Genomic DNA, 18,246 nt, shown 5'->3' on the forward strand with positions numbered 1-18,246 from the left:
GCCGGGGGGCGGCGCATCATCGGGCCACCGGACCGGCCGGCCCGATGCGCTGTCCCGAACCCGGATCGAACAGGTGCAGCCGCTGCGCCGGGCAATGGAAATCGAGGCGCGTTCCCAGCGCGAAACTCGCCGGCAGCGTGCGCACCGAGAATGCGGCGCCGGTGTCGAGGCGCCCCACCAGCAGCACCTCGGCGCCCATCGGCTCCACCGTGTCCGGGGTGAAGCCCAGGGCCAGCCCATCACCCTCGGGACGCCCGCCCGCCACATCCTCGGGACGGATGCCAACGAGCACCGGCCGTCCGTTCCCCGTGTCGCCAGTCTCCAGTCGCACCCGGCCATCGGCATCGAGCCATCCGGGAAGCAGGTTCATGGGCGGATCGCCGATCAGCTCCGCCACGGCGGTGTCGGCCGGGCGGGCGTAGATCTCCATGGGCGGTCCGAGCTGCGCCGGACGGCCCTCGTTCAGCACCAGAATGCGATCGCCGAGGCTCATCGCCTCATGCTGGTCGTGGGTCACATAGAGGCTGGTGACGCCAAGGCGGCGTTGCAGGCGCTTGATCTCGGCGCGCATGGAGGTGCGCAGCCGCGCATCGAGGCTGGACAGGGGCTCGTCGAACAGGAACAGGCGCGGCTTGCGCACCACCGCCCGGCCGATGGCCACGCGCTGGCGCTGGCCGCCGGACAGCTCGCGCGGCTTGCGGCCCAGCAGCGGCGCGATGTGCAGCATCTGCGCGGCTTCCTCGACGCGCGCGGCGATCTCGGCGCGCGGCAGGCGTCGCACCTTCAACCCATAGGCCATGTTGTCGAACACGCTCATGTGCGGATAGAGCGCATAGTGCTGGAACACCATGGCGATGTCCCGCGCGGCGGGATCGCGCGAGGTGATGTCCTCGCCATCCAGCGTGATCCGGCCGGAACTCGGCTGCTCCAGACCGGCGACGAGCCGCAGAAGCGTGGACTTGCCGCAGCCCGACGCCCCGACGACCACCACCATTTCGCCCGGCGCCACATCGAGATCGATGCCCCGCAGCACCTCGGTGCGGCCGAAGCTCTTGCGCACCTGATCGAGGACCAGCCCGGCCATCAGCGTTCGCTCTCCGTAAGGCCCTTCACGAACCATCTGAGCATGGCCAGAACCACCAGCGTGGGCGGCAGCATCGCTAGGATGGCGGTCGCCATCACCTCGTTCCAGGCGGTGCGGGATTCCGGGCCGATCATGCGCACGATCCCCACCGTGATGGTGTCGAGCCGCGGGTCCGTGGCCACCACCAGCGGCCACAGATACTGGTTCCAGCCGTAGACGAACAGGATCACGAACAGCGCCGCCATGTTGGTGCGCGACAGCGGGATCAGCACGTCCCGGAGAAACCGCCAGGGACCGGCTCCATCCATGCGGGCGGCCTCCACGAGTTCGTCGGGCACCAGCACGAAAGCCTGCCGGAACAGCAGGGTCGCCGTCGCCGATGCGGTGAGCGGCAGGACCAGGCCGGCGAAGGTGTTCACCATGCCGAAATCCGCCACCACCGCGAAGGTGGGGATGATGCGCACCTCCACCGGCAGCATGAGGGTGATGAACAGCAGCCAGAAGCACAGCATGCGGCCCGGAAAGCGGAAGAAGGCCACCGCATAGGCCGAGAGCAGCGAGACCGCGATCTTGCCGACGGCGATGGCGAGCGCCATGGCGAAGGAGAGGGTCAGCATGCGCCACACGGGTACCCCGCCCGGCGCCGGGTCGAGCAGACGCGGATAAATGGAGAGGCCTTCGAGGCGCGGCAGGAGGCCGATCTCGCCCCGGTTGATGGCGCCGCTGTCCAGCGTCGATCCCACGAACACCAGCCAGATGGGCAAAAGGAACAGGGCCGTGCCCATGAGCAGCACCGCATGGGCCAGAAGGTTTCCGGCCAGGAGGTTTCCCCGCATGAGGGCGCGCAGGGCCGGAGCGCTCATCGCTCGCCCCGCCGCCGAAGGAAATGGAACTGCAGCGCCGTCAGCCCCATGACGAGGGCCATCAACACCACCGACTGGGCCGCGGAGGCCCCGAGATCGAGATTGACCACGCCGTCGCGATAGACCTTCACCATCAGGGTCTGCGTCGCCCGGCCCGGCCCGCCCTGCGTCAGGGCCTCGATGGTGCCGAAGGTCTCGAAGGCGGAATAGACGAGGTTCACCACCACCAGGAACGCAAGCGTCGGCGCGAGCATCGGCAGGAGGATGGTGCGGAACCGCCGCCAGCCGCGCGCGCCGTCCATCCGCGCCGCATTGATGATGGTGCGCGGGATGGATTGGAGGCCCGCGAGGACGAAGATGAAATTGTAGCTCACCTGCCGCCACGCGGAGGCGCCGACCACGGCGATCATGGCCTGCGTGTCGTTGAGCTTGTAGTTCCAGGCGATGCCGAGATGCTTCAGGAGGCCGGCGACGCCGCCGATCTGCGGATGGAGCAGCAGCGCCCAGATCACGCCCGCGGCTGCCGGCGCGACCGCATAGGGCCAGACCAGCGCCGCCCGGTAGGCGCCCCGCCCGCGGATGTCCGCGTCGGCGAACACCGCCAGCAGGACCGCGAGACCGAGCGCCAGCCCCGTCACCGCCCCACAGAACACCAGCGTGCGCCCGATGGCGGCGAGATAGAGCGGATCGGTGAAGAGCGCGGTGAAATTGTCGAAGCCCGCGAAGGTCTCGCTGAGGCCGAACGGATCGGCGCGCATGACGCTCGCGCGCACCGCCACCGCCGTCGGCCACAGGAACAGCAGCACGGTCAGCGCCATCTGCGGCACCAGCAGCAGCGCGGGCGTCGCCCAGCCCGGAAAGATCGTTCGCCGCTCCATGTCCGGGCCGTGCTCCGCAGGACCTATCTGGATACGGACTTCTCGAACTCGCGCAACACCTTGTTGCCGCGTGCCACGGCCGTGTCGAGTGCGGCCCCGGCATCCTGCTTGCCCTGCAGGGCGGTCTCGAACTCTTCCTCGACGATGGCCCGGATCTCGGTCAGCCGCCCGAGGCGCAAGCCCTTGGAATTGACCGTGACCTCGCCGCGGTTGAGCTGGCGGATGGGAATGTCCGCGCCCGGATTGCGGGCATAGTAGCCCTGGGCGAGCGAGAGGCCCGCGCCGCCCAGCGTGACCGGGACATAACCCGTGCGCTGGTGCCAGGACGCATCGGTGTCCGGCCGCGCGAGGAAGGCGAGGAAGCTGGCGACGGCCTTGTATTCCGCCGCCGACCGGTCGGGCGCCGTCATCGTCCACAGGCTCGCGCCGCCGATGATCGAATTGTTGGGGGTGGCCCGCACCGCCGGGTCATAGGGTAGTTGCGCCGCCATGGGGCGGAAGCGGGCGTCGCGCACCACGGCAGCGCGTATCCCGGACGAGTTGAAGGAGATGCCGGTGTCGCCGGCCGGGTAGAGGCTGTCGCCGGCGGCGCCGCGGCCGGCATAGGTGAAGGTGCCCGCCTTCGCCATTTCGAGAAGGCGGGTGATGTGGCTGCGCATGGGCGGGGAATTGAACACCAGCTCGGCGTCGAGCCCCTCGAAGCCGTTGGCCTTTGTGGCGAAGGGCACATCATGGATGGCGCCGAAGCATTCCAGATGCACCCAGGTCGGCCACGCGGTGGTCATGCCCACCTTGGCGCCGCCCTTGGACCGCAGCGCCTCGGCCGCCGTCACCACCTGCTCCCAGGTCTCCGGCGGCCGCTCGGGATCAAGGCCGGCGCGCTCGAACAGGTCCTTGTTGCACCACATGATGGGCGTCGACGAATTGAACGGCATGGAGGCCATGCGGCCATCCGGCAGGCTGTAGTAGCTGCGCACCGCCGGCATGTAGATGGCCGGATCGAGCCGGACGCCGGTCTCGTCGGCGAGCTGCCAGACCTGCTTCACGGCCGCGCCGGCGGCCAGCATGGAGCCGGTGCCGACCTCGTACATCTGCACCAGATGCGGCGCCTTGCCGGCGCGAAAGGCGGCGATGGCGGCGGTCATGGTCTCGGGATAGGTGCCCTTGAACACCGGTTCCACCACCACCGCCTTATGGGCGGCGTTGAAGGCGTCGCAGAGCCGCTTCAGTTCCTCGCCGAGGGGGCCGGCCATGGCGTGCCAGAAGGTGATTTGGACCGGCGCGCCTTGCGCAAAGGCGAGGTGCGGCACCAGCGCGAGGCCGGCAGAAGCGGCGGTTCCGGCGAGCAGTTCGCGGCGATTCATCGACACCTCCTGGACGCGGACGGGCGCGAGCGCGGCTCGGCGCGGTTCAATTGTGGAGAAAGGCGCGCGACCTTGCCAAGGGGGGATGACGCCCGCGTGACTTTCCGGCGAAGCAGCCATCCTCAGACGGCATGCTGTACCTCCGTGCAGTTCCGCCCCGAGCTTTTGGCCCTGTAGAGCGCCTCGTCGGCGATGCGGATCAGCCCGGCCATGCTGGCCCCCCGCGGGGCGCGCGCGATGCAGAGGCCGATGCTGACGGTCACCGCGTCGAGGCCCGGCGCCACCGCCGACCACGGCTCCCGCTTAAGATCGTTGTGGATGCGCTCGCAGAGCGCCTGCCCCTGCGCTGCGGAGGCATTGGGAAGCAGAAGAACGAACTCTTCCCCGCCGTAGCGGGCCGCCAGCCCGGCTCCGGGCGGCAGATTGGCCTTGATGACCATCGCCACCCGCTTGAGACATTCGTCCCCGGCGAGATGCCCGAAGGTGTCGTTGACCGCCTTGAAGCGATCGATATCCACCATCGCAAGGCACAGCCCCAGCCGCTCGCGCCCGGCCCGGTGCCATTCCTCATCGAAGATGGCCTCGAAGCGGCGCCGGTTCGCAAGGCCGGTCAACGGATCGCTGCCGGCAATGAGCGCCAGTTCCTCGTGCGCCCGCTTGAGCGCCCGCTCCGCGAGCACCCGTTCGCGGGCATCGCGCAGCGAGCAGATGAAGGCGATATCGGCTCCGTCGAGCGTCGTCTCCTGAACCGCTCCGATGGAGGCTTCCATCCACACCCAGTCGTCATGGCGGGCACGCACCCGGCACACGAAAGCGGCGCTGCGGCCCAGACCGCTTCCCTCGCCGGCGCCCAGCGCCGCCAGGAACAAGGGCTGCTCATCGGGGTGCAGGAAATCGATCACGTCGCGGCCCAGCATGTCGGGGGGCCCCCAGCCGAGGATTCGGCTGCAGGCCGGCGACATGAAGCGGATCTTCCGGTCGCCGGAGATCGCGGCGATCACGTCGGTCGAGTTCTCCGCGAGCAGGCGATAGCGACGCTCTCCCTCCCACGCGCGGCGTTCCGCCACCAGCAGGTCCGCCTGCTGGCGCTTGAGGAGGGAGATGTCCGAATGCGTGAAATATCCGATGCCGTCGCTGGTCCGGCGGGCGATGACACGGCGCCACTGATCGCGCGGCAGCTCGATCTCGAACGGCGATCCGGCGAAGCGCATGTTGTCGAGAAGCACGGGCTCCAGCTGCTCGTCGGGCCTGCCGGCCGCCGCCCAGGCCCGACGGACCACGGCGGCGAACGTCTGGCCGACGACCGTCTCGCCCGGCCGCACACCGTACATCCGGCGGAATTCGTCATTCGCGGCGATGATGAGGTCGTTCTGGTCGAGCACCATGGCCCCGTCGGGAATATGGTCGAGCAGGTCGATGGAGAAGCCGCGCTGCGCGTCGCTCCGTTCGGACTCTGCCGGCTCCTGCACGAGCGCCTGCCAGATGCGGATGCGGTTGCCATCGGGGTCCGTCAAGGCATTCACGCGCAGGCGCCGGCCGCGATGGTCGAAGACGAAGGGGCGTGATTGGGTCCGATGCCGCAGGACCCCGTCGCGGATGTAGCGCTCGATGTTGGCCAGCTCCGAAGCGTCGAGCCGGGCGGCGTAGAAGCGCCGGAGGTTCGCCTCGTAGGGCTCGCCCACATGGACGTGGCCGTCATGCTCCGGAAAAAACTTCAGGAATGTGTTGTTCCACGACAGGCAGCGGTCGTCCGCATCGAAGAGGCACAGCCCCATGTCCATGCCGTCGAGCAGGTCGGCGAAGAAATCATAATGCCGGCCGGTCACCGCAACACTCCGCTGGAGCTCATGACGGATCGAGCCGCCCCTGAGCTTCGACGCGAATCTTTTCCTCCGCGCAATCACTTTAAAGGGAAAGATCGAAATCGCCTATGGTCAGCCACGCGGGGCTCCGGCGATGCGGAATGACAAGTCTAAGCTTGCCGATTACCCTTCATGATACCGCCAACGGGGATCGGGAAAAGGGCGCGGCCGCCGGATGGCGGGAGGTCGTCACGCCGGGATCTTCACGCTCCCCTGCGGGGAGGAGCGCCGGCGGGCCGCGCCAGTTGCCCACCATCCATCGGAGGATGGCCCGGCGTGGTCGCGCCATCGCCTAGCTGGTGGGATTGCTTGAAAGCCGGGAGAGTTTCCGACGGGTGGCCGGTCGGCCGCCGTCACTTCACACGCTCAAGCTCCAGATGCGGCACGAATTGCCGGCCGCTCGGATCGGCGATGGGCGCGGACCTGACCTTAAGATGGTCGCCGTCCAGTTGCTCGATAGTGCGCACGAGCGTCTGACCCTGCCACTGGGGGAAGGTGGACTGCCAGACCGTGTTCGCGAAGGTGCGCGCCTGTTCGTCCACGCTGTAGGCGCCGGAATAGGCCAAGGCCGGCCCCACGGGCTCGGAGGGCACCGAGCCCGGCTTCGGCTGGCGGTCCCGGCCGACGATGATGGCGCTGAACTGGCCGCCGGGCGTGAAGACGACGAGGCCCTGCGCGCCGGGTCCCCAGGTGTCGCGCCGCGACCCGTCGGGGAACGTGTCGTACACGCTCACGATCTTCCACGCGCCCACGAGCCGGGCGCCGAGCGTATCCGCGGCCAGGGCCGCGCCGGCGTTGCACGCAGCGAGCGCTACAATGACAGCGGGAATGAAGGTCCTCATGCGCATGGCTGTTCTCCAGTCCTTCGGGGCAATCAGGGTTTCAGGGACGCCGCATAGGCGGCGAGCGCGACCATCTCCGGCTCGTTCATCTCTTCGGTGTTCGCGCGCATGGGCGCGGCCAAGGGGCCGTTCCGCAGGCCGTGCTTGAACTCGTAGAGCTGGCGCACGAGATAGGACGGTGAGCGGCCGGCGAGCGGCGGGATGTCGCCGATGCCCTTCAGTCCCTCGCCATGGCAGGCGACGCAGGCCGGGATGCGCGCGCCGAGCCCCTCATTCGCAATGCGCTCGCCCAGCGCGACGCTGCCGCGCGGGACATAGGCGGTGAAGGTCACGTGGTAATCGCGGTTGACGAAATTCTCCTCGTCGTCCGGCATCTCGATGATGCGGCCGGCGAGCGGCTCGGATGTCCCGTCCTTTTTGGGCGTGTAGTACCAGGAGGGGACCGTGCTCGCGGGAACGGTGTCGGTCTCCACCACCGTGATGCGCGGCGGCAGCTTCTGCGCGGCGTAATAGGTGACGGCCTCGGCGATCTCCTGCTCGCTCAGGCTCCTGAGGGCGGCGATCATGCGGAAGACGTGGGTTCGCGCCTTGACCCCGGTGGAGCGGGCGCCGCTGCGGAAGTCATCGATCTGCCGCAGCATGTAGTCGGCCGGCAGACCCGCGAGGCTCGCATTCTCCGGCCCGCCGACGCCCTCGGGCCGGTGGCACACGCCGCAGGGCCGGGTATCGGGGTGGCGCCCCTCCGCCACCACGGCGGGCATGGGCGGATGGGCGTCGGGAAACCAGTCGCGGGCCACGAAGAGGTCGCGGATCTCGGTCAGCGTATAGCCCCGGCTGCTGCCCGGCACATGGCGCACCGTGCCGTCGTCCTTCGGCGGCACGGTGTCCGGCGGCGCGATGGGATAGGCCCAGACGGGCGGCGCCTCGTCGGCCCCGGCGGCCGAGGCGAGGAGGCAGGCTGCGGCGACGATAACGCCCCGCGCCAGCCGGCATGGAAAAAACATCTGCGGCCCCGATGAGTGCGAGATCGGCAGCCACCCCCTGATGCGGCGCCGCGCAGATTATTATCGGGGCCACGGGCGTGATGGACGGCAAAGTTTGCGTCTATTGACGGGCGGATGCGTCCGCCCGGCGCGCACGATCACGCCTGCTTCACCCATACCGTATCGGCAGGTTCCGCCGGGTCGCATGGCTGTGCGGCCAGCTCTGCCGAGGCGCGCAGAAAGGCGATGTCGCGCAGCCGGGCGCCGACGCCGTGGCCGATGGCATCGCTGCGCCAGAGCCGGGGCAGGATCTCCACCGCCCGCCCGCCGCGGCCATGCAGGCGGATGAAGCCGGCCGCCTCCGCATCCTGCATCACCCCGCGCACGTGGGAGCGCGACAGGCCGAAGCGATGGGCCACGTCGCCGAAGACGAACGGACACTCCCGGCCATCGGGGGAGGACAAGGCAGCCTCGAACAGGGCCTCCAGCACCATGAGCCCGCCGGGCCGGCTGAAGAACAGGAGGAAATCAGTCTGCTCGCAGAGCAGGCGCGCACCCTCGGGCAGCAAGGCGAGGGACTGGCGCCGGATGGCGGCGTGGACCGCCGGGTCCCGGTTGCGCACGCCGGCATAGCCGTTCCTGGGGCACAGGGTGTCGAGGATGATGTAGTCCGTGGCCATCCACTCCCGGTCGTGGGCCAGCATCCTGTCCGTGAGGCGGAGCAGCTTCACCCGGCGATCCCGCGGGGCTTGGCTGATCTCGACGAAGCCCACCGCCTGCATCCGCTCGATGAGGTGGTCCACATGGCGCGGGCTCGTCATGCCGAAGGCGGCCATCTGCTGCTTCAGCCGCCCCACCGAGAACCAGGTCTCCCGCCGGTCCCCATCGTGATTGGCGTTGAGGATCACCGAGAGCGTGAACAGGAGGTAGCGGCTGGAATCCGTCAGCAGGCGGATGAGGAACGGGTTGCGGTCGAACAAAGCGAGGAAGCTGTCGCAATAGAGCTTCCGCGCCCGCAGATAATCGGGATGATCGGCGACCTCCTCCACCGTCACCGGCACTCGCCCCAGCATTTCCATACCACCGCCCTGCAACATGACTCCCCCGACGCCACCTTGACGCAGCGACAACCGCAATTCGACTGCGCGGAAACGTGAGGAGGGCAGCGGCGGCATCGCGAAAACAGGCGACTATACCATTGCGAACCATCATCCGCAGCGCGGAGAGCAGAACGATTACCTACCGCAACGGCATCGCCGATGGCGCCGCGACGAGAGGGAGCTTGAGCGTCTCCGTGTTGCCTTCGCCTTCCCGCGCATGTACGCCCCCGCCACGCCGCGCCACATGCGTCACGCGGAGGGGGGCGCGGCCCGGCGACGACATCGGGCGGGCCGCAACAGGGGGAGAGCGGGCATGAGCGAGCGGAATCCGAAGGCCGAGGGGACCGCCAGCCGGGCCGCGGCGCTGAAGGGGATGGCCATCCGGCAGGCCCGCAGCTTCGTGGTGCTGTTTCTTTATCTGTGGGTTCTGCTCGGCCTGTTCGTGCTCAATCAGGCGCTGGTGGAGCGCGCGCACGGCGATACCGTCACCTTCCAGGGCTTCGCCTTCCTCAACGCGCTGGTGCTCGCCAAGGTGATGCTGGTGATCGAGGAGCTGGAGGTCGCCCGCTGGCTCAGGGGCCGGCCGCTGATCCTGGTCATCTTCTACGAGGCGGCGATCTGCACCCTGTTCTTCCTCGTCTTCCACGTCATCGAGCGGTCGGTGATCGCCAAGTTCAGCGGCCATGCCATCACCGCCCACGACATCGAAGTCGGCGGCGGCGGGCTGGTGGGGGCGCTGATCGTCTCGATCATCCTGTTCGTGTCGCTGCTGCCCTTCTTCGCCTTCAAGAACGTCACGCGCGCCATCGGCCCAGACCGGATGCGGCAGATCCTGTTCAGCCGCCACGCCGCCACCGACTGAGGCGGCGGACGCCGCCTAGCTGTGCGAGCGCTCGACGCTGCTGAGGGTCGCCGCCACGTCCTGGTCGAGGTTCGCCTTCAGGAAGTGTTCGGTCTCGGGCAGGATGAGGTGGAAGTCGGTCAGGTTCTCCACCGCGATCTTCAGCGGCCCCGCCTCCACCTCCAGCACGTGCCCGCCCTGGCTGCGGTCGTCCGAGAGGAAGTGGAAGTGATAGCCCTCGACGCTGAACTCGGCGGAATAAGCGGGCGACCAGATGCCCACCAGCGTGCCGTCCACATCCTCGAAGGTGAATTCGCTCTGGGTCTTCGCCGCATCGGCCAGCAAGGTGCCCGGCTCGGGCGGGCACACGGCGCGGGCCTTCACGCGCTTGAAGCGCCCGTCGAGCCGCACGGCGTGGAAGATGTTGTTGGAGGAGCGAAAGCAGTCGCAGGCGGCGCCGAGGCCGTCGAAGCTGGAGACGCCCTCGGTCTCGCCCACCTGATCGGCGGAAAAGCGCGTCACCACGGCGAAGGGCGAGCCCGCGTCAGCCGGCGCCTCATGCACCTCGCCGCCGGCCCGCGCCTGGAAGGCCTTGCCATCCAGCACCACCATCTCGCCGTCGAGCCCGGCGAAGGTGCCGAGGCCGAAATCGCCATGCTCCAACAGCGCGCCGACGCTGACCTCCCGGTCATAGACCCCCGCCACCAGCGCGCCGGAGGTGGAGATCTGGAACACGGTGTGCACCTCGGCCTTGAGGTGATCGGCGAGGATGGCGCGTATGTGCGCGCCGAGGTCCTTGCCCGAGCGGGCCGCCTCCTGTTCCAGCGCGGTCTTGAGGGAGAGCGGAAGATCGATCTCTATGCGCGGCATGGGTCCGTCTCTCCGGCCGTCTCAGAGGCAACCGCCCTCCAAGAGCAGATTCAGGGGGCCGAGGCAAACGGGGGCGCGCCGGCAGAACGCCAGCTCGGACGGGGCCATTCTTGATTCGGCGGGCGGGCGAACCCATACTGGCGGCATTGCCATCGCCAGCGGATTTTTGCCATGCCTTTGAAGGAAGAGGATATTCAGCCCGGCAAGTGCTACAAGACGAAGGGCCTCGACAATTACAAGGTCATCTCCATGACCCGGGGCATCGTCACCTACCAGACCTGGACCTCGCCTTTGCGCATCAACGTGGGCGTGAAGCAGTTCGCCGACGCGGTCTACAAGGAAGTGCCCTGTCCGAAATAGCGTAGCCGCCGGGTTCGGATGACGCATCCGCCAGGAATGTTGCATTGCGGCATCGACGTGGCACGTCGGTAGAGGTATAGCTGGGAAACGCCCTGTGAGAACGTTTCCCGTGCTGTCCGCCGTCATCGCAACGCACAATTCCGAGCGCCGGCTCGTCCCGGTGCTGTCCGCGCTCGTGCAGGGCGTGACGGCCGGCGTGCTGAGCGACGTGACCCTGGCGGATTCCGGCTCCACCGATGGCACGGCCACCATCGCCGATGCCGCCGGCTGCAATTTCTTCAAGGGCGCGCAGGATCTCGGCCTCCGGCTGAAGCAGGGCGCGGCGCAGGGCCGGGGCTCCTGGCTCCTCTTCCTCACCGACGGCTCCATGCTGGAGGAAGGCTGGCCCCGCGAGGTGCTGGCCTTCATCGAGACCGCCCAGCGGCGCGGACAGGCGGACCGGCTCGCCGCCACCTTCCGCCTCGCCGTGGATGGCTACGGCCTGCGTCCCCGTCTCGGAGAAGCCATGGCCGCCGCCCGCCTCGCCGTCATCGGCCTGCCGGCACCGGGACAGGGCCTGCTGATCTCCCGCCGCTACTACGACAGGCTCGGCGGCCATCCCCAGGGGTCCAAGGCCGAGCGCCGCCTCGTCGCCCGCATCGGCCGCCGCCACATCCACGTGCTGCGCCCCCGCGTGCTGCTGCCGGAGACCGGCAAGGCGCCCGAGCTTATCCCGGCCTGATCTCACTCCAGAAAGCTGAAGCCCATGGTTCGGGCGTGATAGTGCAGCCCGCCATCCTGCACGATGAGGAACAGCGCGCGTTCGCTGCCCGCATTGTGGTGCGAATGCGGGGCGCCGGGCGGCGTCACCAGCGTCGCCCATTGGCGCCACGGGCAGCGGGCGCCGTCCACCATGGAATGGCAGGTCTCGCCCTGCAGCACGAGGGTGATGGCCGCCGAATTGTGCCGGTGCGCCCTTTGGTGCTCGCCGGGCGGCAGCGTGTTCAGCGACAGGGTGAGGCTCGGCAGGATGTTGCGCGCCGCCGCCTGCGGCTCCGACGAGAAGATGAGGGCGATGCCCGAGGTCTGATTGTTCTGGGCGTGGTCGTAAATGATGTCGATCTGCCGGGCGATCTCGGCGGCGGGATAATGCACCACAGCGACCGGCCGGCGCGCCTCGTCCGGCGGCAGGTCGCCGTTGAGGGCGAGCTGCGGCTCGTTGGAGACCACCCACAGCACGAGCCTTTCCGCCCCGGCGGTGATGCGCACGGGCGAGCCCGGCAGCAGGAACACGTCGCCCGGCGCGACGGCGAGGCTCTCGCCGAGGCAGTCCACCTGCCCCCGCCCCGCGATCACATACCAGATGGAGCCGGTCGCCCTGAGGTCCACGGTAAAGCGCGCGCCCGCCGCCACCACCGCATAGCGCGCCAGCATCAGCGGCGTGGTGGCGGGGAAGGCGCAGGCCATGGCGTCCGACTGGTCGCAGGGGATGAAGCCGGTGGTCGCGCCGTCCGCCAGCGCCCGCGCCGGTTCCTGCGTGAACAGGCGGCTCGGCACCGGCGGCAGCTTGATGTTGAAGGCATTGCCGGAATTGAAGTAGCGCGCCCGCGCCTCGGCCGGGCTGTTGGGCGCGGCGGGCATCTGGGCCGGCAGATCGGCCATATCGGGTTTCTGAAGCACGGCGGCGGGCTGGCTCATGATGCGGTCTCCTCGCGGACCAGCTCGCCCAGCACGTCGGCCAGCACCTGCGTGCCGGCGGCGATGTGGGCGGGCTCGGCGAATTCATGCTCGGCGTGGGACACGCCATCGCGGCAGGGAATGAAGATCATGGCGCTGGGGCACACCTTGGCGAGGTGGCGCGCGTCGTGTCCCGCGGCCGACAGGATGGGCATGGCGGGAATGGCGTGGCGCTCCGCCGCAGCCGTGATCTTCGCCATCAACCCGGCGTCGAAGCCGTTGGGTGGCGCATCCACGAGGGGGGTGAGGCTGAGGCCGCAGGGCGCCGCCTCCTCCGCGCAGATGGCCTCGAAGCGGGCGGCCAAGAGGTCCAGCGCCGCGCCATCCGGATGGCGCAGATCCACCCGGAAGGTGACGCGGGCGGGCACCACGGAGGGGGCGTTGGGCTCCATCACGAGCCGGCCGATGGTGAACATCACCTGATCGTCATGGCCGCCCACCTCGGGATAGAGCCGGTGGGCCATGCGGGCGAAGGCGGCGAGCGCATCGCGCCGCTCGGCCATGGCCAGCGTGCCGGCATGGCCGGGGGCGCCTTCGATGACGGCTTCCCACGTCTTCTTGCCCTGGATGCCGGTGACGACGCCCACCACCTTGCCTTGCGCCTCCAGCACCGGCCCCTGCTCGATGTGCAGTTCCAGATAGGCGGCGACGGGAAAGCCCAGCGGCCGGCGCGGCAGATCGGGGAAGGCAGCGTGGAGCGCATCGAGCGCCGTGGCAACGCTCACGCCCTCCGCATCCGTCACGGCGCGGATTTCGGCGAGGCTGCGCACGCCGGCGAAGGCTTCCGAGCCCATCATGCCGGGGGCGAAGCGGGAGCCTTCCTCGTTCATCCAGGCGACGACGGTGAGGTCGCGGCGGGGCGTCCCGCTGGCGCGCTTCAGCGTCACCACCGCCTCCAGCGCCGCCATCACGCCGGCCGCACCGTCATATTTGCCGCCGGTGGGCTGGGTGTCGATGTGGCTGCCGGCGAGGATGGGCGCGAGTGTCCGGTCTGCGCCGGGCAGGGTGAGGAAGAGGCTGCCGGCAGCGTCGCACGCCGCCTCCAGCCCTTCCTCCCCGGCCCATGCCAGGATGAGCCGCCACGCTTCGGTCTCGCCCGGCGTGAGCGCCTGCCGGTCTACCCCGCCATTGGGCAGCGCGCCGATCTCGGCGAGCCCCATCAGGCGAGACATCAGGCGGTCCGGGGAGATGGATGGTGTCGTCATCATGCGGAGCCTCGCGTCCCGGCCGACTGGAGCGGAGCGCAAGGAGAGCCGGGACCCAGCGCAAGAACGTGCCGAAGGCGCGACACCCCTGCCGCCGCAGGGGTCTTGACCGCTGCGCGGACGTCTCTCCTGGGTCCCGGCTCGGCGCTCCGGCTATGCCGTCGCTGGTCCGGGAGGCGTGTGCGCGCACCGTCCATCATCACCTCACGACGTGCGCATGATCTGGCCGGGGATGGCGCGCGGGTCGCGCGGCAGCCACTTGCCGGCTTCCACCTGCGCGATGAACTCTGCGAGCTGGGCGTTGAACAGCGCCGGCTCCTCGAGATTCAGCGTGTGCCCGGCCTTGGGGAAGACGCTGAGGCCGCAGGCGGGGATCATCTTCTTGAGATAGATGCCCGGCTGGAGGCAGTGGTCGTCCTCGTCGCCCACCATGACGAGGGTGGGCACCATCATCTTCTTCAGGCCCTCTTCCAGATCCCAGAAGGAGGGTCGGCGCGCCTGCACACCGCGCATGGTCATGGCCGCGCCGACGTCCGAATGGGTGGCGAGGCGGTCGGCGAACTCGCGCCAGCCGCGCGGGTCCTTCACCTCGAACTGCACGCGGCTCGCGCCCAGCGCATAGATCTTGGAGAATTCCTTCGCGCCCAGCTTCTCGAAGTTTTCCGCAACCGCGAGGGAGACCCCGCGGAAATACTCCTCATGCTCTTTCTCGCAGCCGTATCCGGCGCCGGCCACTGTGAGGGAGAGCGCGCGCTCGGGCGTGCGCAGGCCGAAATGCACGGTGCAGAAGCCGCCCATGGAGAGGCCGACGATATGCGCCTTCTCGATGCCGAGGCCGTCCAGCACCGCCACGGCATCGTCCGCTGCGATGGCCTGCGAATAGGCCTCCACATCGGTGGGGATGTCAGAGGGGGCATAGCCGCGCGCGGCGTAGGTGATGCAGCGGTGGCGGCGGGCGAAGAACCGCATCTGCGGCTCCCAGCTCATGTGATTGCCGCCGAATTCGTGGACGAAGAGGATGGGCGTGCCCTGCCCCGCCTCCTCCACATGGAGCTTCACGCCGTCCTTGGCGGGAATTTTGTGGGTGGCGGTGAGGTTTTTGTAGGTCATGGCAATGGTCCCTTGAGGGGGAATATTCAATTCTAGCGCACCGTCATGGCCGGGCTTGTCCCGGCCATCCACGTCGTACTGCCGGGAACATTCACCCGGCGAGTGTCCCATCGGCCCGACGTGGATGCCCGGCACGAGGCCGGGCATGACGGCGTGACCGGAAATCCACCGTCAGAACTGCGCCGGCACGTCGTTGAGCGTGCGGGCCTCGGCCACCAGCGCCGGCAGCATTTCCACGAAGCGGTCGGCCCACTCTTCCGGCACCGAGGTGGAGACCTTGATGAAGCGGTCGCCGAAGCGGGCGGTGTGGTAGGTGCCCTGGCGGATCATCAGGTCCTTGCGGCGGGCCGCCTCCACCAGCGCCTCCGGGCGGATGCCGGCGGCCTCGGTCTCGATGACCAGGAAGTTGCCGTGGGAGGGATAGACCGGGATGCTGAGCCCCTCGATGGCCAGCGCCGCGTCATGGATCTTGGCCTTGTTGGCGCGGTCGATGCGGCGCACCGTCTGCATCCACTCGCCCTTCACCTTGAGCCCCGCCTCCGCCGCGCGCTGCGCCAGCACGCTCGCCCCCAGAACGGAGGTGGTGCGGGCGGAGCAGGCGTCCAGCAGGTCCGGCGCGCCGACCAAAGCGCCGATGCGCATGCCGGCGAGGCCCAGCCACTTGGAGAAGGAGAGCGAGACCAGAGCCCGGTCCGGCGCCGCCAGCAGAGCGGGATAATGGCCATCGGCGAAATCGCGATAGGTGCAGTCGTGCACCAGCAGCGCGCCGCACTCCTTGGCGATCTCGCAGAACGCCTCGATCTCCTCGCGGGTGTAGCGGATGCCGAGGGGATTGTTGGGGTCCACGAGGTAGATGATGGCGGTGCGCTCATTCACGTTGGCGCGCAGCGCCTCGGGGGTGAGCTTGTAGTTCACGGCCGGGTCGTAGATCGGGATCTCGATCACCTCGGCGCCCATCTGGCTGGCGAACAGGCACGGCCACTTCCAGGTGGGATCGGTGGTGACGAAGGTGGTGCCCGGCCGGCAGTGGGCGCGGCACACGAGGGCCAGCGCATTCACCCCGCCTTCGGTGATGAGGGCTTCCGCGCCCGGCGTGCCGAGGTCGTCCACGATGGCGGCGCGCAGCGCCTCGAAGCCCAGCGGGGGCGCGTAGGCATTGTATTCCTGCGCGCGGATGGAGGCGATCATGGCCTCCTCGACGGCGGGATGGGCGGCGATGTGGTTGGTGTTCTGCCCCATCCACATGAGGCCGGGGGTGGAGAACAGGGTATCGAAATAGCGGTTGCGCAGCCGGGCGGAGGACATGAAGACAGTTTCCTCGAAAGGGGGGCCGGCGCCCGCCGTCGCGGCGGCGCCGGCAAACGGATGCGTCAGATGACCGAGCCGCGGGCGGAGATGCCGCCGTCGATGGTCACGTTGGTGCCGGTGATGTAGCCGGCGCGCGGCGAGGCGAGGAAGGCGACGAGATCGGCCACCTCTTCCGCCGTGGCGGGGCGCTTGCCGGGATACTTGTCGAACAGCTCCTCCCAGCGCTCCTCGGCGCCGAGCATGTCGATGGCCTTGCGCTTCATGATCTTGAGCATGCGGTCGGTGGCGACGGGGCCGGGGTTCACGCCCACCACGCGCACGCCGTCATTGAGGCTCGCGCCGCCGAGCGCCTTGGTGAAGCTCATGAGCGCGGCATTGCCGGTGGAGCCGGCGATGTAGCTCGCATCCCAGTTCTCGCCGGAATTGCCGATGACGTTGACGATCACGCCATCCTTGCCGCGCATGCGGGCGTAATAGGCGCGCGAGAGGGTGATGTAGCCGAACACCTTGAGGTCGAAGCCACGCCGCCAGGAAGCATCGTCCACCACGTCCAGCGAGCCGGCCGGGATGTCGCCGGCATTATTGACGAGGATGTCCACGTCGCCCACGTCCGCCGCCAGCTTCTCCATGGCTTCCGTGGAGCCGAGGTCCACCGGATAGATCCACACCTTCACGCCGTGGGCGGCCTCGATCTCGGCCTTGGCCTCGGCGAGGGCCTCGCCGTTGCGGGCGGCGAGATGGAGATGGCAGCCTTCAGCCGCGAACACGCGGGCCGTCGCAAGGCCGATGCCCTTGGAGGCGCCGGTGATGAGGGCGGTCTTGTCGGTGAGGTCGAGCTTCAAGTTTGCATCTCCGATGGGCAGGTGGCGCCGAAGGGGTCGCCAAATTGGATATACAAACTCTAGCAATATGCATACCAAGAAATTCAAAAAACGCTCAGGAGCGGGTCACCCATAGGCGGCGAGGAAGTCCAGAAGATCGTCCCCCAGCAGATTCACATGGTCCCGCATGGCGCGCTGGGCGGCCTCGTCATCGTGCACGCGAATGGCAGCGATGACCTCGCCATGCTCTTTCAATGTCTTGGGAATCCGGCTCGGGCGGTGGGTCACGCGGCGGCGATAGGCGGCCACTTGGTTGCGCAGGCGGCGCGTCTGGTCGGCGAGAAAGCCGTTGCAGGAGGCCTCGTAGACCGCCTCGTGGAACTCCTGATTCACATCATAGAAGAGATCCACGTCGCCGGACGTGCCAACCTCCTCCAGGCGCTTGTGAATCGCTTCGATTCGGCCGAGCTGCGCGGGATTGGCGCGGCGCGCGGCGAGGCGCGCGCATAGGCCTTCCAGCTCGGCCATCACCTGGAACATCTCGATCAGGATCTGCGCGGAAATGGTGCGCACGACGGCACCTTGCCGGCCGCGTAATTCCACCAGATGGCTCGCGGCAAGCAGCCGGAACGCCTCGCGCACGGGGGTGCGGGACACGCCGAACTGCTCGGCAAGCTCTTGTTCGTCCAGCTTCGAGCCCGGCTCCAGCCGGCCAGAGGAAATATCCGCCTCCAGCGTGCGGCGGATGCGATCAGCCAGGGTCTCGCCGGGCAGGCCGGAGCGACCATTCTGATCAAGCGGCAGGCAGGTGCCGCCTTCTTGTGCACTCATGATAGCCATTTGCATTCTCGAAATTGCAGTTCAGTATACATCAACGCAACCGCGGCATCCATCCAAGGGCCTCCGGAACGCGCAATGTCCCGTTACCTTCAGTGGTTGACGCCCGGCATGCGGTCCATAGAGTGTCCTTGCAAGAAGTGTGGCATGTCGATTGCTAGTAGGGAAGGCATGACCACCGTTCTTTCGCATGCGCCGATGG

General features: G+C 68.4%; 18 protein-coding genes. 3 read left to right on the top strand and 15 right to left on the bottom strand.

From position 1 onward, the window contains the following. Positions 1-16: 16 nt before the first annotated feature. The 8 genes from ugpC to XAN126_RS0121920 form a co-directional block, all read right to left on the bottom strand. Entirely contained in the window at positions 17-1,084 is a 1,068-nt protein-coding gene (gene ugpC, locus XAN126_RS0121880; RefSeq protein ID WP_024280694.1) for a sn-glycerol-3-phosphate ABC transporter ATP-binding protein UgpC, read from the bottom strand. Then, positions 1,084-1,920 carry a sn-glycerol-3-phosphate ABC transporter permease UgpE gene (gene ugpE / locus XAN126_RS0121885; RefSeq protein ID WP_024280695.1) on the bottom strand — a complete coding sequence of 279 codons (837 nt, stop codon included), beginning with the start codon at positions 1,918-1,920 and terminating at the stop codon, positions 1,084-1,086. Before ugpE ends, ugpC begins: the two co-directional genes overlap by 1 nt. A 23-nt stretch (positions 1,921-1,943) precedes the next feature. Further along, on the bottom strand, positions 1,944-2,825 hold the full coding sequence (locus XAN126_RS0121890) for an ABC transporter permease subunit (RefSeq protein WP_024280696.1): 882 nt from the start codon (positions 2,823-2,825) through the stop codon (positions 1,944-1,946). Between the two features lie 23 nt (positions 2,826-2,848). Further along, positions 2,849-4,189 (bottom strand): sn-glycerol-3-phosphate ABC transporter substrate-binding protein UgpB, encoded by a 1,341-nt coding sequence (ugpB, locus tag XAN126_RS0121895; RefSeq protein ID WP_024280697.1) that lies wholly within the window; start codon positions 4,187-4,189, stop codon positions 2,849-2,851. 122 nt (positions 4,190-4,311) lie between these two features. Beyond that, positions 4,312-6,015, bottom strand: a complete 1,704-nt coding sequence (locus XAN126_RS27350; protein WP_024280698.1) for a diguanylate cyclase — start codon at positions 6,013-6,015, stop codon at positions 4,312-4,314. A 389-nt stretch (positions 6,016-6,404) separates the two neighbouring features. After that, a complete protein-coding gene (locus XAN126_RS0121910; RefSeq protein ID WP_024280699.1) occupies positions 6,405-6,899 on the bottom strand; it encodes a lipocalin-like domain-containing protein in 495 nt (164 codons plus the stop codon). A 26-nt stretch (positions 6,900-6,925) separates the two neighbouring features. Then, positions 6,926-7,897 (bottom strand): c-type cytochrome, encoded by a 972-nt coding sequence (locus tag XAN126_RS0121915; protein WP_024280700.1) that lies wholly within the window; start codon positions 7,895-7,897, stop codon positions 6,926-6,928. Positions 7,898-8,034: 137 nt separating this feature from the next. Then, the gene (locus XAN126_RS0121920; RefSeq protein WP_155982372.1) at positions 8,035-8,949 is read right to left on the bottom strand and encodes a hypothetical protein; all 915 of its coding nucleotides are present in this window, start codon (positions 8,947-8,949) and stop codon (positions 8,035-8,037) included. Positions 8,950-9,289: 340 nt separating this feature from the next. Between XAN126_RS0121920 and XAN126_RS0121925 the strand changes: the two genes are divergently transcribed. Next, positions 9,290-9,838 (top strand): hypothetical protein, encoded by a 549-nt coding sequence (locus tag XAN126_RS0121925; protein ID WP_024280702.1) that lies wholly within the window; start codon positions 9,290-9,292, stop codon positions 9,836-9,838. 15 nt (positions 9,839-9,853) lie between these two features. Here the strand turns inward: XAN126_RS0121925 and budA are convergent, their stop codons facing one another. After that, positions 9,854-10,687: an acetolactate decarboxylase gene (gene budA, locus XAN126_RS0121930; RefSeq protein WP_024280703.1), complete on the bottom strand. Its 834-nt coding sequence runs from the start codon at positions 10,685-10,687 to the stop codon at positions 9,854-9,856. A gap of 171 nt (positions 10,688-10,858) precedes the next feature. Here budA and XAN126_RS0121935 point away from each other — a divergent pair, with 171 nt between their 5' ends. Both XAN126_RS0121935 and XAN126_RS0121940 read left to right on the top strand, forming a co-directional pair. After that, on the top strand, positions 10,859-11,047 hold the full coding sequence (locus XAN126_RS0121935) for a hypothetical protein (RefSeq protein WP_024280704.1): 189 nt from the start codon (positions 10,859-10,861) through the stop codon (positions 11,045-11,047). Positions 11,048-11,141: 94 nt separating this feature from the next. After that, complete coding sequence (locus XAN126_RS0121940) at positions 11,142-11,768, top strand: glycosyltransferase (RefSeq protein WP_245272312.1); 627 nt, start codon at positions 11,142-11,144, stop codon at positions 11,766-11,768. 2 nt (positions 11,769-11,770) lie between these two features. Here XAN126_RS0121940 and XAN126_RS0121945 read toward each other — a convergent pair whose 3' ends face one another. The 6 genes from XAN126_RS0121945 to XAN126_RS0121970 form a co-directional block, all read right to left on the bottom strand. Next, positions 11,771-12,724, bottom strand: a complete 954-nt coding sequence (locus tag XAN126_RS0121945; RefSeq protein ID WP_024280706.1) for a cupin domain-containing protein — start codon at positions 12,722-12,724, stop codon at positions 11,771-11,773. Further along, positions 12,721-13,971 (bottom strand): Zn-dependent hydrolase, encoded by a 1,251-nt coding sequence (locus tag XAN126_RS0121950; RefSeq protein ID WP_024280707.1) that lies wholly within the window; start codon positions 13,969-13,971, stop codon positions 12,721-12,723. The genes XAN126_RS0121945 and XAN126_RS0121950 overlap by 4 nt, the downstream gene beginning before the upstream one ends. 201 nt (positions 13,972-14,172) lie before the next feature. After that, complete coding sequence (locus tag XAN126_RS0121955) at positions 14,173-15,078, bottom strand: alpha/beta hydrolase (RefSeq protein WP_024280708.1); 906 nt, start codon at positions 15,076-15,078, stop codon at positions 14,173-14,175. Positions 15,079-15,249: 171 nt separating this feature from the next. After that, positions 15,250-16,383: a pyridoxal phosphate-dependent aminotransferase gene (locus XAN126_RS0121960; RefSeq protein ID WP_024280709.1), complete on the bottom strand. Its 1,134-nt coding sequence runs from the start codon at positions 16,381-16,383 to the stop codon at positions 15,250-15,252. 65 nt (positions 16,384-16,448) lie between these two features. Then, a complete protein-coding gene (locus XAN126_RS0121965) occupies positions 16,449-17,228 on the bottom strand; it encodes an SDR family oxidoreductase (protein ID WP_024280710.1) in 780 nt (259 codons plus the stop codon). 105 nt (positions 17,229-17,333) lie between these two features. Further along, a complete protein-coding gene (locus XAN126_RS0121970) occupies positions 17,334-18,038 on the bottom strand; it encodes a GntR family transcriptional regulator (RefSeq protein WP_245272313.1) in 705 nt (234 codons plus the stop codon). Positions 18,039-18,246: the final 208 nt, after the last annotated feature.

The sequence above is a fragment of the Xanthobacter sp. 126 genome (assembly GCF_000526175.1).
Taxonomy (GTDB): domain Bacteria; phylum Pseudomonadota; class Alphaproteobacteria; order Rhizobiales; family Xanthobacteraceae; genus Xanthobacter; species Xanthobacter aminoxidans.

Coding starts and splice junctions, on each gene's coding strand:
- XAN126_RS0121945 (WP_024280706.1), bottom strand. CDS start 12,724: ATGAGCCAGCCCGCCGCCGTGCTTCAGAAACCCGATATGGCCGATCTG.
- XAN126_RS0121915 (WP_024280700.1), bottom strand. CDS start 7,897: ATGTTTTTTCCATGCCGGCTGGCGCGGGGCGTTATCGTCGCCGCAGCC.
- XAN126_RS0121955 (WP_024280708.1), bottom strand. CDS start 15,078: ATGACCTACAAAAACCTCACCGCCACCCACAAAATTCCCGCCAAGGAC.
- XAN126_RS0121950 (WP_024280707.1), bottom strand. CDS start 13,971: ATGATGACGACACCATCCATCTCCCCGGACCGCCTGATGTCTCGCCTG.
- XAN126_RS0121935 (WP_024280704.1), top strand. CDS start 10,859: ATGCCTTTGAAGGAAGAGGATATTCAGCCCGGCAAGTGCTACAAGACG.
- XAN126_RS0121970 (WP_245272313.1), bottom strand. CDS start 18,038: ATGAGTGCACAAGAAGGCGGCACCTGCCTGCCGCTTGATCAGAATGGT.
- ugpB (WP_024280697.1), bottom strand. CDS start 4,189: ATGAATCGCCGCGAACTGCTCGCCGGAACCGCCGCTTCTGCCGGCCTC.
- ugpC (WP_024280694.1), bottom strand. CDS start 1,084: ATGGCCGGGCTGGTCCTCGATCAGGTGCGCAAGAGCTTCGGCCGCACC.
- XAN126_RS0121920 (WP_155982372.1), bottom strand. CDS start 8,949: ATGCTGGGGCGAGTGCCGGTGACGGTGGAGGAGGTCGCCGATCATCCC.
- XAN126_RS0121890 (WP_024280696.1), bottom strand. CDS start 2,825: ATGGAGCGGCGAACGATCTTTCCGGGCTGGGCGACGCCCGCGCTGCTG.
- ugpE (WP_024280695.1), bottom strand. CDS start 1,920: ATGCGGGGAAACCTCCTGGCCGGAAACCTTCTGGCCCATGCGGTGCTG.
- XAN126_RS0121960 (WP_024280709.1), bottom strand. CDS start 16,383: ATGTCCTCCGCCCGGCTGCGCAACCGCTATTTCGATACCCTGTTCTCC.
- budA (WP_024280703.1), bottom strand. CDS start 10,687: ATGCCGCGCATAGAGATCGATCTTCCGCTCTCCCTCAAGACCGCGCTG.
- XAN126_RS0121910 (WP_024280699.1), bottom strand. CDS start 6,899: ATGCGCATGAGGACCTTCATTCCCGCTGTCATTGTAGCGCTCGCTGCG.
- XAN126_RS0121925 (WP_024280702.1), top strand. CDS start 9,290: ATGAGCGAGCGGAATCCGAAGGCCGAGGGGACCGCCAGCCGGGCCGCG.